Source organism: Alicyclobacillus sp. ALC3 (assembly GCF_028751195.1).
Lineage (GTDB): Bacteria > Bacillota > Bacilli > Alicyclobacillales > Alicyclobacillaceae > Alicyclobacillus_L.
On record NZ_CP066784.1, the window covers coordinates 2,630,583 to 2,645,202 of the forward strand.

Here is a 14,620-nt window from a genome sequence, read left to right on the forward strand (position 1 = left end):
GCGGCGAGCAACAAGAACCGATGCATGTGACTGGGAGCAAGTCATCGTGCGAATGTCTGACCTCCGCAACTAGAGGAGAGATGAAGTTTGGCGGATGAGGAAACAACGTCGAGTCGGACACCTGCACAGGCTATCCCGGAGCAACTAGACATTGTAAATATCATTCCGCGTTACCGCAGTCTTGCCGAGCAGCCCAGCCTGCGTAGCTTCGTCGGCGACCTGCGTGGGTGGCAGGTGCTCTATACCGATCACGGCAACTCCCTGCTCCTGTTCAACGACGATGGGCCCATGCATTACCTTGACATTCCGGGTTCGACTCTACTGAAAGCGCTTGCGGATGTCTGGTATCTCAACTTGCGCCAGTTGAAGACAGCGTACTTTACATGGACAGGCCACAGGAGCGCAATGCCCCTCCCGGCTGGCACGAGCGGAGACCTCTTGGTCGCGTTTAAGACGAGGCACCCACGGACGGTCAACGACGGCAGTTTTTCCTACATAGCAGGCGGGCACATCGCGGACATCATTCCAGAGAGCGCGACGAGCTGCAAGCTCGTGCTCCAATCCGGCGCTGAAATCCCCGTGCTGTGGTCGCTGCAGCAGTGCATCCAGCAGGTCCGCACGGGCGGGATGTTCCTCTCGCAGCTCATTCACGAACGCGCCATCCCAGATGCCTCAGCGCTCGTCAACCGTTGCCAGCCCGAACCGTTTCTCCACCGCCTGCCAGCGCACCGCAGGTACAAGTGGTACTAGAGTCGCACGTCGGCCCATCCGACTGCCAGCGCACCGCCGGCATAAGTGGTACTAGAGTCGTACGACCGACCCATCCGGCCGCCGGCCGAACCAGGCTACATCATCCATTTCAATGCGGGCTTGTCCACTCGACAAGTCCGCTGTCATCTTCGACAAACGCTCCGCCTCTTCTTCTGTAACCGTCAGGTCCATTCCGACGTCTTCCGTAAACGTCTTCTCTCCGACGAGGTACTCGGCCTGCGCGTAGGCGTACTCGAGCTTGCCGAACGTGGCGTAGTCACAGCTGACGCGCACCTTGCGCATGCGCACACACGTGAGCGCCGTCGTCGCCTCCATCGCCGCTTGCGAAGCGTCCTGGTATGCATGCACGAGCCCGCTGGCGCCAAGCAGCGTGCCGCCAAAGTAGCGCGTGACAACCACCAGGGTGTTGTGGATGTCTCGCCTGCGCAACAGTTCGAGCATCGGCCGCCCGGCCGTGCCGCTCGGTTCCCCGTCGTCCGAAAACCGCTCCACAGGCGTTCCATCCAGCCCTATCGTGTAGGCGAAGCAGTTGTGACTCGCAGTTTTGTGTGCCTCGCGTAGAGCGCTCAGAGCCGCATCTGCCTGCGCAACCGAAGTGACAGGCAGCAAGTGCCCGATGAACCTCGACTTTCTAATCACGACCTCCGCCACACCTTTGTCCTCAAACACGACCAACGGTGTCAACCCCCTAACGATGGCTCAGCATGGAATGAACCAAAGTAGCGCCGTGCCGGGGCGCCTGCTTACTGAAGCGAGCCAAGTCGCGCCCGATTGGGGACAGTCCAAACCATATCACCCGACTGCACGGCGGGCGCCCCACAGACGGCCGTTAAGGCGTCGTAGAGTACGCTTGGCATGGTCGCGCCGCCAACGTTGCTGACGTACAGGAATCGTTGTGGTTGCCGCGTTTTGATGTACTGCATCAGCGCCTGCTCTGTACTGCTTTTGTGCGCGGAAGTGTAGCCGGCGGTGAACAGCAACTGATTTGCCGCTTTGCGCGCCAGAGACCCGGACATCGCGTAGTGGGTATACGGAAATGCATACACATTGTTGACTGGCACCGTGTAGTGATCCTCGGCCAAAAACTGCATGTCCACACCAAACGTCCAATAGCCCTGCGTCAGAACCGTGGTGACGTGTCCGTTCAGCAAGGGATACAGGCTGCCGCCCGGTTCGACGGCGATGACAGAAGAGGGCACCGTCTGGGTTGGGAAGCGTGGGGTCGGCAGCCAGGCTGCGATTGTGATGAGGAGCAGTGCCAAACTCGACATCGTCCGCCACACGACGCGGCCAGACCGGATGAATGTTTCAAACGCCAGGGCAATGAGCAACACACTTGCTAGGTCCACATAAATCATGAGTCGGCTCGGGAACGCATTGTCCATCATGGGTAGGCGATTGATCACGGCCCACGGCAAGACAATGTGGGTTGTAACACCGAGGATATGGAGACGCGGACCGAGTGACAACACAATGGCACAAAAGATAAAGGCGATTAAGGCACGAGCGGACCGCTTCGACCACAACCGCACCGAAGCCCAGAGTGCGCACAGGACGAGCGCGATGCCAAGATAACCGTCTGTCTCTGCCAAATTGAGCTTCGTTCGGGAAGTAATCCGGTTCGTCAGGCTTGTGTGCAGGAACTGCGCGCGGGTCGGCGTGAGCAGTTGTGCTACGTCCGTGACAAAGTGGTCGGAAGGCATCAGAGGGCCTGTGACTGGTGTCCAATCGGCGCCTGAGAAAAAAACAGCGAGACCTGGCAGGGCCAATATCACAAGGACGAAGCCAGCCGAGATGTAAGCCGTGGAGAGGACGCGCCGGACGGCGAGCAGCGTTGGCTTCGGGTTGAACAACAAAGATAGGACGATGAAGCCGGCGGCCATGAGCACTGTCGTGGCGAACGCCTCCGACGACGAGTAGAACTCCATGGCAAGCGCGCAACCAATTGACACCCCGAGCACAAGGCGACGCCACGCAGGCGGGGGTGGAGTATCTTGCTTTGACTCCGCTTGGATGGCAATCACCGCGAGATAGAGCGCGAGTAACAGGAACATGGGAGCAGACACGAGGTTGATGTGACCGTCCACCAACTGGTTGATAATAGGCGGAGCGCATTCCAGCAGAATGCCAGACAAGATGGCGATTGCGGCGCGAACTCCGAGGCGGCGGAGAATGAGCGCGGTAAGGGTCCCGATTCCGACCATAGTAAAGGCAACGACGAAGTTGAAGGTTGCGACGGCGTTCGTCAGGTACATCAACCAGCCAAACAGTGCGCCTTCGGCTGCAATGGAGGTATTTCGCATCAGGTTGACGCCGAAGGGAGCATTCATGGCATTGGTGAGGAAAGGGTTGAGTCCGTGCGCCACAGCGTGCCAAAACCAGCCCAGGTACCACATAAACTGACCTGAGTCTTGGTTTTTGCCGATATAGATGCTGCCAGGAGACAGCATGACGTGATGAAACACCACGGCCACTGGCACGAGGGAACCGCCAAGCGCGGCGGCAAAGAACAAGAGCGGACGGGTCAAATCTGGGCTTCGAGTGGAGACCGCACGTTCATATGCCATATCTTTGAATGCTCCTACCAAGCGCAGATAGTTGCAATGTTCTCGTCATTCGAAGAAAACACCCTTTCATAGACGTTGGAAAATGGGACTTCGTTTCACTGCGAGGAAACTTTTGCTAGGTCCAGCCATTTTCCTGATGTTGTCGATTTGTGTCATATCTCAATCTTGTGTATCGTCTATTGTACATGATGTTCTGTTGCATCGGATGAATGAACGCTGGCTGAAGTGATTAGTGGTCGGTTTACCGTGTTAGGAGGACAAGCTTTGTTTGTCAAACGCCCCATTTTTCTCGCGCTCGTGGTGTGGTTAGCGTTGCTGGCACGCCTGCTGTTCCTCTCAAAAGTGCATCCGGTTCCCGTGTCCGACTTTCACTGGTATTACACGCAGGGTATGGCCATCGCGAACGGGCAGGGGTACCGCTACAACGGGCAGCCCACAGCGTACTTCCCGATTGGGTACCCGTTGTTTCTCGCCGGCATTTTTAAGCTCTTTGGTGCAAGCTGGTGGCCGGCTGTACTTGCCAACGTGATTTTGAACAGCGCGACGGCTGGTTTGGTTTATCTGGTCGCGGAGTACCTTTGGAGCCCGGCAGTGGGGTTAATCAGCGGCGTCGCCATGGCACTGTACGTGCCGCACATCGAGTGGACCAGCGTCATCTGCAGTGAAATCATCTTTTCTTTTTTGTTCCTCCTCACAGGCTACCTCTGGTTGCGCTCGGACAAGCAGTCGTGGCGGTTGATTGTCGTCTCCGGCATCGTGCTTGGCATCACGTCGATTGTCCGACCGGTCACGCTGTTGTTCCCGGCCGCCTACCTGATTTACGCATTGTATCGGCGGTTTGGCTTTTGGGCGAGCGTGCGGCGGTTTGTCGTGATTGTCGTGATTATGCTCGTCACGATTTCTCCCGTGACGATTCGCAATTACGAAGCGTTTCACCAAGTGGTACTCGTCTCAGCCAATGGCGGCGTGAACTTGTGGCAAGGCAACAACCCGAACGCCAACGGGACGTACTTCTGGCCGGAGAACCCGCAACTCAACCCATTCCTCGACTACAAGACCAAGGCGGTTGCAGAGAATCCAATTGCGAAACATCTAGCAGAATCGTACATTTTGCACCATCCACTTCACACCATCCGTATGGGCTTTGTCAAATGGCACTACTTCTTTAAGGGCGTGGCAAACGTCCAGTTCTATACGACCAGACTTTCCGTGCCGCCGGTGTCGGCCGGCTTCGCTGCGATGATTGCAAAACTCTCATTCTGGAGTTACGTCCTATCGTATCTGCTAGGTGCGCTTGGACTCCTTTTCAGCGTCCGTGACGTGATACGAGGACGCAACGCGCGCATTGGCATCCTGTGGTTGGCCATCCTCTACTATTTGGCGCTGTTCTTCATTTTCCCCGCGTGGTCGCGCATGCGGGCCCCGATGTCTCCGTGGGTGTTGGTCTTTGTCGGTTTGGGTGTTTGGCAGGGCTTGCGGGCCGTGTCGGGCCGGATGCGCAAAGGGACGTAAACAAATTCTGTAGCTCTCCAACAGGATGCTGTAAAATAAATGGCAGAGCCGGACGAGCTGTCAATCAAAGAGTGGAGGAACTTATGAGTAAGCTAACGCGCCCACAGTGGATCTCCTTAGTCATTCTCGTTGGAGTGAACCTTATCATCCGCATGGTGTGGATTTTCCACTACCATCCGGTTCCACAATCGGACTTCGGCTGGTACTACCAGCACGCCATATCCATCTCGCAGGGGCACGGGTATTCTACGAACGGACAGCCAACAGCCTACTGGCCGATCGGTTATCCCTTCTTTTTATCGCTTATTTTTGACTTTACCGGGCCGTCAGTTATGGCAGGATTGACTGCGCAGGTCTTGCTCAGCGCAGGTATTGTGGCCATCATCTTTTTACTGGCGCTGCGGACTACCAAATCGACGATGGTGGGCATCGTCGCGGCGATTGCCTATACCGTACTGCCCACTTCGATTACTACCAATTCTGATCTCGGTTCAGAAGAGCTCTTCACGTTCCTTTTGGTGTTGGGCTTATACATGTATGTCATCGTAGACAGCGGTCGCACCTGGTTGCGGTTGATTTTGACAGGTATCGTGCTCGGTGCGGCTTGCGTCGTCCGCCCCCTAGCGGCCTTGTTTCCGATTTTCATGGTCGCCTATGAATGGTGGATTGTCCGTCGCTCCTTCAAGCGTTCACTGGGGCGCGTGGTAGTTGTCCTTGTGATGATGGTGTTGGCCATCAGTCCCGTGACCATTCGCAACGAAGTAGCCATGCATCACCTCATTCCCATTTCCACCAACGGCGGCGTCAACCTCTGGCAAGGTACGATGTCGAACGGGTACTACTGGTCGACCAATCCGAAAATCAACCCGTTGCTTCGCACGAGCAACGAAATTGTGCGCAACCAAATCGGTGAAAAGGCGTTCGAGACGTACGTCATCCATCACCCGACAGCGGTGATTCGCAATGGCTTCGTGAAGATTTTTAACCTGTACCGAAACGATCGCGGTTCCGATGTGCAACTCCCGTATGGACCCATCTATACCCTGATGATGACCGTCGATTACGCCATGTACCACGTCTGGATTTGGCTCGCACTGCTTGGCATCATTCCGCTTGTACGGCGCTACGACTGGCGCAAGACGTCGTTCATCCTGGTCTTTATCGGCTACTACACGGCTGTGTTCTTTTTCTTCCCAGCGTGGAGTCGCTTTCGCTTTCCGATTATGCCGCTCTTGTCCATCCCGCTCGGCGCACTCCTGGTTTGGCTCGGCTCTATGGTTTCCCGCCTAACGAGACGGACAGAACAGAGTCAGTAGAAAGACAGCTTGCGTCTCACATACGAAGGGGATGTCCCGCTTGTGCGCCGGGACATCCCCTTCGTCGTTTGGATTGCAAGTTGGTGGTGCTACTCCAGAGCGTGTTGTCAGGCCACCCATTGCCCTGTGGTGAACAAACCGGTCAGTACCACAAGGAAGATGGCGCTTGTCGCGATGGTCACCATGTACGTTTCGGTCTTCTTAATGTTCGCGCCTAAGTAGAAGAACATCGGAAACGCGATGAGCACAAAACGAATCATCGACATCGGGTACGGTGAGTACTTACCCGCCGAGGACAAGAGCGGGATGATGATGAAAAATGCGCTCAAGATCCACTGTTCGAGCGGGATCTTCCGAATCGCAAACACGAGCAGACCTAAGAACACCACGGATGCGACAAAGCCCAGCGGATCGATGCGGTAGTCAGCGTGCAGCGACGTCCAGATCCACGTGAATTTCCTGTGCCAGTGGTGTTTTTCCGCCCACAGGAACATCAGCGGGTTCTGGTACACCCGGTACAGTAGCAGCAAATACAGGCTTAGGAAAAATCCGGGGATGGCCGATACGGTCAGGCCGTTGCGGATGAACTTCCCAACATCCTTGTGTTCACGGAAGTCGAGCCAGACCAGCCACAGCAGAGAGGCGACGACAAAGATGCCGAGGTTGCGCGTCAGAGCCGACAGCCCGATGCTGATGGCAGCTAGGAGCCACTGCTTGCGATAGCCGAACAGCATCCCAAATACCACAAACAGGAGGAAGAGCGACTCGCTGTACGCCGAGGAAAAGTAATAACTAGAAGGGAAGAGTGCCAATAGCCACAGCGCGCGCAGTGTGACGCGTTCGCTGTACTTCATGCGGCCCAGCCAGTACAAGCCCATCAGAATGAGTAAAAAGGCGACGTTGGAAATCAAAATCCCCGCCGCATAATACGTCTTGTCTGCAACAGGCCCAATCGTTCCAAAATGCCGAACAAAACTGAGCGCATGCCCACCAAACCCCATGAGAAACGGGAAGCCGGGAAAAAATGCGGGTTCATTCGGATTGGAGAGGACATAGCCGTTCTTTGCAATCAGCAAAAACCAACTCGAATCCCAATGCGCGAATGCTGAGACGAAATTGCCTAAACTGTAGCCCCGTTGGCGAGTCGCAACCGACCCGAAGTAGTGGACCCAAATCGCGGCCGTTGCACACATGACCACGGAATGGACAACAAAAATAGACCAGACTGAACGCAGCGCACTACGCAAAATGTACCCTCTCCTCATTTTGGCCGGAATTCCGTGTACTCCAACCACACATGCACATCAAACACGACAGTATTTTGCGTGATTACCATTCTTAGAGACTGCAATTTAAGGTAATAAGTTTTGTTTCCTTGAAAAAAACCTCCGTAACATGAGACGTTGAGGCGGTATTTTCTGTTTCACGCCGCTTGTGCCGGGGTGACGCCGCGGGAAGCGATAATTTATTGCAGGAGAAGTGAAACCAAATGAGTGAGTAAACCGTCTAGTAGGTTGGGGCGAGGTTGGGACGTGTCAGAGAAAAAATTTCCCGTCAGCTGACGACAAGGTTCTATTTCGCAAAGACGGCCATACGTTGTGAAGGATTGAGTGGAATCGTCATTGCAAACCCACCTCATCAAGTCCTACTATAAAAAAAGACATAAAATCCAATGAACCTGCGCTAGAATGCGACAAAAAGGGCACTCACTCTTTACGCACCGTGGATCCTTCTGTATACTAAAATCCTGAAGTAGATTGCCCTCGCCTGCCGACTGACAGAGAATACATAGAGCGAGGCAACGAGAATTTTCGCAAAAATATGCCCGCCTGCAAGGATTTTTGGGGTCTCTGTCGTAGAAGTCAGATAGGCATCATATTTGCCCTATCGAAAACGGTGACAGAAAGAAACAAAAGGGGTCAAGTTTAGACAGGCGGCACTACATCTTGCACTGAAGGGAGGGATGTCTTCCTGTGAGGCCGACCGACAGGCCCTCGACTACATATGCGGGTGCGCAGAGCGGAGATTAGTAGCGCACTGGCGGTTTGTCTTTGAGTAGCCCCGCGAGGTACACGCAGGAGACAAGACACGAGTTAGCAATTAGGTGACTCGTTCACCGATCCCGTTCAGTAGATACAACAGTTGTCTCAGTAATCTGTTGGCAACACCTAAGGAGGAGAAACGCACTTGAAACGTACGCTTACAGGCATCGCTGCGGCGTCAATGGTTCTCGGCACAATCGCGCCGATGGCGTTGGCCGCTACAAGTTCTATGCAGTGGCAGTACAACACACTCAACATCAACGGTAAGGCTGCCATCAGCAACGTCCCAAGCACGGTGAGTGGCAACACCACGTACATCTCTGTGTACGACATGCAGCAGTACCTGACCCAGTTGGGCTACAACGCTACATGGAACTTCAACACGATGAACATCACGGTGTCCGGCAACCCGGATACAAGCAGCCTGCCGCAGGTCGGCGGCAACGCCATGATTCAGGTCAACGGCACAACGGTGATGAAGATGAACCACATCGTTGCGCAGCCGAAGGGCTGGACACAAGCGAGCTCTTTCGTGCCGATTTATGACTTCCAGCTGCTGTTGAATGCACTTGGCATCAACCAGAGTTGGAACGGCGTGACTCATACTTGGAGCGCGATGACGACTCCGGTGGCTGGCACACTGGCCATCACGGGCGCACCGAGCTCGGCCATCCAGACCAACGTGCAAGAAATGCTCGGCCTGACCAACAACGGCACGTCTGAGACGAGCGGCGTGACTTGGTCCGTCAGCGGCACAGGCGCCATCGTCAGCAACTCCGGCGCGTTTGTGGCTTCCCAACCGGGGTCGTACACCGTGACGGCGACGTACCTGGGCAAGTCCACCTCGACCACCATCACCGTATTCGGTACAGCCGACCACATCGTGCTGACGCCGATGACCTCGTCGGTTGCGGCTGACGGTGCGGCGACTGACACCGTCACCGCGACAGTCGTCGACGCGCAGGGCAACACGGTGCAGAACTACAACGGCAAAATCGGCGTGGTGCTGCAGGGCGCAGACACGCAGTACGAGCTGCTTCCGACCAACGCGCTAAACGGCGCAACGGCAGCGAACAATGCGAACGACCCGTACTGGTTCCAGGCGACGAACGGCGTGGCGACCATCCAGATGTCCGAGGGCGGCAACGCACAGACCGCGTACGCTGGAGACACCGAGAAGCTGGTGCCGGTGATGAACGCGGTGCTCGAGCCGTCCAACGCGGCGACCATCAGCGTGGTCGCGCAACAGGCGACGTACGACATCCTGGGAATGGCTAATCTCAGCGGTCTGGTCGGGGGAAACAACAACCCGCAACTGTCCTACGGGAAAATCCCGACCATCATGAATAACCAGACAGACGTTCCTTTGGGAGCCTTCATTGGGGACCAGAACCAAGTGCTGATGAATTACGGTCTTGGTCTTGGTATTGGCGATCAGGGCACGGTGAACGTAAACGTATCGGGGCCGGCGACGCTCACGCAGGAGTCGTTTGATCCGCTACTGAACAACGCTCCGGTGGCTGGTGCAAGTGGACTGACACATGCGACGATGGATGTGGGTACTCTCAGCGGTGCTGTCGACTTCGTCAACCTTGTGCCTAACGCCAATGCGACCGGTACGGTGACGCTGACGCTGACAAACCCGACGAACGGCCTGGAAGTTGGGTCACCGGTTACCATCCAACTGGTGCCGCCGCAGAACACCACGAGTTGGAAGATGGTGTCTGGCACGACGTCCTTCACAGCTGATGAAGTGGCGAACGACTACTACGCTAACAACAACGCGAGCGAAATGGCGTCGCGTTGGAACGGCACTAAAACCATTAATGGCAACACCTATTACCTGTCGCCGAACTACACCATTCAGGCGGTTGCTGGCACTGGAGCGCAGGGCTCGGCGCAAACGCCGTCTGTAACGGTCACAACGACGGGTGGTCAGAGCGTGAGCGGACTGACCGTGACAGGCGTTACCGGCACACTTACTAGTGGCACATTCACCTTCCAACTGGCTTATGAAAAGGGTACGATGCTGAAAGACGGCACGTACGACATCCATGTAAGCGAAGGCCTGATGACCACTGCCACAATCCCGGTCACCATCTCGAATGGTATGGCCTACAGCTACAACGTGACGTCGAACCCGTCGACGAACAACGACTACGTTGACGTGACGCCGACAAGCCCATCCGTCACCGTGAACCTGCAGGTGCTGGACGCCCTTGGGAATCCGGTCTCTGCCCCTGCCGGGACACAGGCTCTATTCTATGGAACGAACAGCAGCGATCTCAACTTCACTGGCGGCACGGGCTACGCGAGCGGCCAGGCGGTCGACATCAACTCCATGGGTCAGGCGACCATCACGGCGTCCGCGACCACACTTGGAGATAACGGCTACGTTGACGCCTACGTTAAGGTGCCAGGCACACAGGTTTCGCCGAAAGGGGATTACCTGTACTACGGAAGTGGGAACAACGTCTCCGGCTTCACTAGCCAAGGGACAGGCGACATCTATGAGACCCAGACCCTGGTCAACAGTCTCGCGCCGTCCGAAAGCGGCATGACCAGCTGGACTGCTGGTTCGACCGGCAGCACAACCATTAACGTTCAGCAGGAGAACGCGGCGGGTTCGGTCGTCGGCTCTGGCAACACGGATAACCTGCAGTACACCATCACAAGCAAGAATCCGAACTTTACCTCTGTGAGCGGCGCGTTGGTGTACGATTCGACGACCCACATGGCGTCGGTGACTGTAACCAGTGGTACCGTCAAGAACTTGGCTGGTACGTACACCGTGACCGTCACGGATCTGAACAACAGCGCGGTCAAGCCCGTGACAGAGACCTTCACGGTCACGCCGGGAGCTGGTTCCAAGGTTGAGTTCGTGAACAAGAATGGCACGCCGGTGAGCACGACTGTTAACTTCACGGCCAACTCGACTGAAGGGCTGTACGTCGAGTACACCGACATGTACGGCAACGCAGTGACAGCGCCGACGGGCGGCATCGCGGCCAATCTCACAATCACTGGCACCACCACGGCACAGTTCGAGGCCACCAGTGGCGGCGCAGCCATCACGTCGACCACCATCGCGTCTGGTTCGACGATGACCGAGGTCTTCTTGACGGACCGTAATTCAGAGCAGTTCACCATTGGCGCAACTGAGGTGCCCGCACCTCCTACCACGTCCAGTGATACGCTGCTGACCGCGACTGCTTCCACGTCAACTGGTGTCATTGACCTGACGTACAAGACGGCCTTGCTGGGCACTACGACCATCGACCCAAGCCAGTTTACGGTGATGGTTAACGGTGCAAGTGATACGGTGACAAGTGCTGTTGTCAACGGCAGCACGGTTGTACTGACGCTGGTCGCGCCGATTACCAACGCTGGTGAAAATGTGTCGGTGAGCTACACGCCGAACAGCACGGGACCTGTGCAAGACGCAAGCGGCTTGGATGTCGCAGCAATCAACAACCAAGCAGTAGCGGTCCAGTAACAAAAACACGAAACGTTACTCGATAAGTGTATGCCATGACTGGCATTGCGAAACGAGTGGGACTTGGCCCCGCGCGAGCATGCGCGGGGCTTTGTTCTAACTGTTCTGCCGAAGTGGCGGGTGAAATGCCCGCCTGTGGCAACAGCCTACGGCCACATGCCTAATCCTCCTGCGCTCCCGGGCGTTTAACTGCGGGCGGGTGTGAAGTCAGGTGAAGTCGTGCCAAAGAGGCGCGGGGCTCCTTAAAAGATCGCTATGGTTAGGACGACGAATCCGGTGTGAGGCGACCTGTGCAAGCTGTTGGCGAATGGGATACCCTGGGCCCGCCAGCGGTCGGTGCATTTTGGATAATGCGCCGGGATCAGAACAATTGGGCTGTTAAACTGGTCTTTCGCAGGCCGGTGACCGGAAACCTAAGGCGATCAAACAAAGGGATAAGCGGAACGGAACGTTTGAGGTCCCGGATGATGAGGCGAGTTAACGCCGTAGAGGCATTCGGGAAGTCAGCGGGCCTATAGTAGCGAGGAGGACCTGCCGTTTGAACCCGAAGTGGTGACACAGGCGGGGAGGGGAAAACAGGTCGGAGCCAAGGGGCCCAGTCGGTACTGCATGACCTCTGTTCGTATGTTTTGCGCAAGCTGGCAGGACCCACAACTTGCGTTGGGGGTCCTCTTTTCTCCAGTACATAATGAGGGCGCCTTCATCCTGTGGCGTCACCTGCGTCGAATGTACGTGATCGTGCTCTATCGATGGAACGCCGTATGCGGTGAAAGCCGCACGTACGGTGTAGACCGGCCCAAAGCCGTAAGGCTAGGCGCGGAATGGTATAGAGTACATCTACAACGCGGTTCAGCTTCTCAACGCGGAAAGCGACCCGCTCATCACGACGATTCAGTTCGGAGCGAACATCAACATCACCGGTCTCGCGCAGACGCTCAGCTTCGGTCGTCTGGTCAACCTGAATCTTGGCGGGTACACGCTGACGGGCAACGTGTCGCTGACGACCAACGCCACAGGTTCGGTAACATTCGGGAACGGTACAATTGACGGGAATTTGACGGTAAATGCTCCAAACGTGTCCTTTGACAACTCTGCCACCACGCCGTACACGGTTAGTGGGGCAGTAACGGCAAACAACCTGACCGTTTCGGGTACGCAAACGGTAACGGCGTCTGGAGTGCCCGCCACGGTGACCGCCACGACGACCGGTGGCAACGTGAGTGCGGATGCGGTCGCCGCAGGTACCACAGCCGTGACCTTCCAGGTCACGGACGCCAACGGTAAGGCAGTACCGAACGGTACAATCGTGAGCCTTGCGCTTGCTCACACTGGCACAGGGTCATACACGCTTGTGAACGCGTCGGGTACACCCATTACCTCTGCTCAAACAAGCGGCGGTTCGGTGACCGTATACGTGACATCCACACACCCTGACGCTGGAGATACGTTTACCGTGTCTGCAACCGCCCAGGCGGGCAGCAACACAGTCCCTAGCCCGGCGGCGAGCGTAACTGACACCGTAATACCTGGTGTGGTCAAAACCTTCACTGTAGCGACGCCTGGGACGCAAACCGCCGGATCGCAATACACGACAACCGTGACGGCGACGGACGCCTACGGGAACCTGACGGACAATGTAGGAACGGTGACTGTGAGCGGGTCCGCACTGGACACCTCTCTCAGTGGCACCCCCGGCGCGGGTTCCGTCGGAACGTTTAGCAAGGGCGTGGCGACACTGACGGCGACGTCCTACGCGGCAACAACGTCTGCGGTCCTGACGGTGTCGAACGGCGCCAGCACACCGATTACCGTCTCCACCAGCGCGTTCACGGTGAGCCCGGGTCAAGTCAGCACGTTTACCGTAGCGACGCCTGGCACGCAAACGGTCGGGTCGCAATACACGACAACCGTGACGGCGACGGACGCCTACGGGAACCTGACGGACAGTGTAGGAACGGTGAGTGTGAGCGGGTCAGCAGTAGGAACCTCTCCCAATGGCATCCTTGGCACGGGTTCCGTCGGAACCTTTAGCAACGGCGTGGCGACACTGACGGCGACGTCCTACGCGGCAACAACGTCTGCGGTCCTCACGGTGTCAAACAACGCCAGCACACCGATTGGCGGCGTCAGCAACCCGTTCACGGTGAGCCCGGGAATAGTGCAGAGCACCAGTTATGTGTCTGTGCTCCATTCCACGGCCGTAGCGGGTCCCGGCAACATCGCATTCACGGTCAGCCCTGTCGACCAGTATGGGAATCCGGTGACTGGACTGTCAGCCACTGATTTTGCGGTGCTGGGACTTGCTGGAGGCGGAACGCCTTCTCCGGACGCGGGCTCGTTCTCTGAGTCTAACGGCGTTTACACGTTTACAATCACGGATACCAATGCCAACGAAGACTTCTCTTGGAATCCGCAACCGCAATTTCTGACGGTTGCAATCAACACAACCAATAACGGTAATGTCGACTTGTATCAGATGGCGATGGTAACGGTCTTTCCAGGATCGCCTGCGGGTGCTACGCTGTCTTCGTTCGGAACGTCAACGGGTAGCTCAGGTGTGTACAAAGCGTCCGCTACGTACACGCTGCACGATGCCTACGGTAACGGGATCTCCGGATTGCCGAATTCTGATCCCAACTTTGCGGTGTATGACGTCACGGGCATTACCAACCCATTGCCGGGACAAGGGGTAAAATTGCAGGAGTGGACAGGTACAGGTTCACCGACGTCTGCAGGTTACTACACCATCACGCAGATAGGCATAGGTACCTACACCCTTACTGTGTGGGTTAGTGACTCCGGGAATTTCACGATCGACGTATACTATTGAGAAACGACTCCTAAAAGGAAGAGGCCTCCCCAGTGGAGGCTTCTTCTTTTTGGACATTTAGGGAGCACTAGGACTCTATAGGGTGA

Annotated in this window: 8 protein-coding genes; 5 read left to right on the forward strand and 3 right to left on the reverse strand. The window is 56.4% G+C overall.

All coding sequences use genetic code 11. The annotated features are described in order from the left end of the window. Positions 1-87: 87 nt before the first annotated feature. Positions 88-750 (forward strand): hypothetical protein, encoded by a 663-nt coding sequence (locus tag JC200_RS12460; protein WP_274432022.1) that lies wholly within the window; start codon positions 88-90, stop codon positions 748-750. 51 nt (positions 751-801) lie between these two features. Here JC200_RS12460 and JC200_RS12465 read toward each other — a convergent pair whose 3' ends face one another. Together JC200_RS12465 and JC200_RS12470 are read right to left on the reverse strand one after the other, a co-directional pair. Next, positions 802-1,440, reverse strand: a complete 639-nt coding sequence (locus tag JC200_RS12465) for a YigZ family protein (protein ID WP_274436538.1) — start codon at positions 1,438-1,440, stop codon at positions 802-804. Positions 1,441-1,514: 74 nt separating this feature from the next. Further along, on the reverse strand, positions 1,515-3,338 hold the full coding sequence (locus JC200_RS12470; RefSeq protein ID WP_274432023.1) for a hypothetical protein: 1,824 nt from the start codon (positions 3,336-3,338) through the stop codon (positions 1,515-1,517). Between the two features lie 264 nt (positions 3,339-3,602). On the opposite strand from JC200_RS12470, the gene JC200_RS12475 reads away from it, so the two are divergent. Together JC200_RS12475 and JC200_RS12480 are read left to right on the forward strand one after the other, a co-directional pair. Then, positions 3,603-4,850, forward strand: a complete 1,248-nt coding sequence (locus JC200_RS12475; RefSeq protein WP_274432024.1) for a glycosyltransferase family 39 protein — start codon at positions 3,603-3,605, stop codon at positions 4,848-4,850. An 83-nt stretch (positions 4,851-4,933) separates the two neighbouring features. After that, the gene (locus tag JC200_RS12480) at positions 4,934-6,166 is read left to right on the forward strand and encodes a glycosyltransferase family 39 protein (RefSeq protein WP_274432025.1); all 1,233 of its coding nucleotides are present in this window, start codon (positions 4,934-4,936) and stop codon (positions 6,164-6,166) included. Positions 6,167-6,273: 107 nt separating this feature from the next. Here the strand turns inward: JC200_RS12480 and JC200_RS12485 are convergent, their stop codons facing one another. Further along, entirely contained in the window at positions 6,274-7,413 is a 1,140-nt protein-coding gene (locus JC200_RS12485; protein WP_274432026.1) for a mannosyltransferase family protein, read from the reverse strand. Positions 7,414-8,353: 940 nt separating this feature from the next. Between JC200_RS12485 and JC200_RS12490 the strand changes: the two genes are divergently transcribed. Both JC200_RS12490 and JC200_RS12495 read left to right on the forward strand, forming a co-directional pair. Beyond that, positions 8,354-11,704: a beta strand repeat-containing protein gene (locus tag JC200_RS12490; RefSeq protein ID WP_274432027.1), complete on the forward strand. Its 3,351-nt coding sequence runs from the start codon at positions 8,354-8,356 to the stop codon at positions 11,702-11,704. 991 nt (positions 11,705-12,695) lie between these two features. Further along, positions 12,696-14,534, forward strand: a complete 1,839-nt coding sequence (locus JC200_RS12495) for a beta strand repeat-containing protein (protein ID WP_274432028.1) — start codon at positions 12,696-12,698, stop codon at positions 14,532-14,534. Positions 14,535-14,620 lie beyond the last annotated feature (86 nt).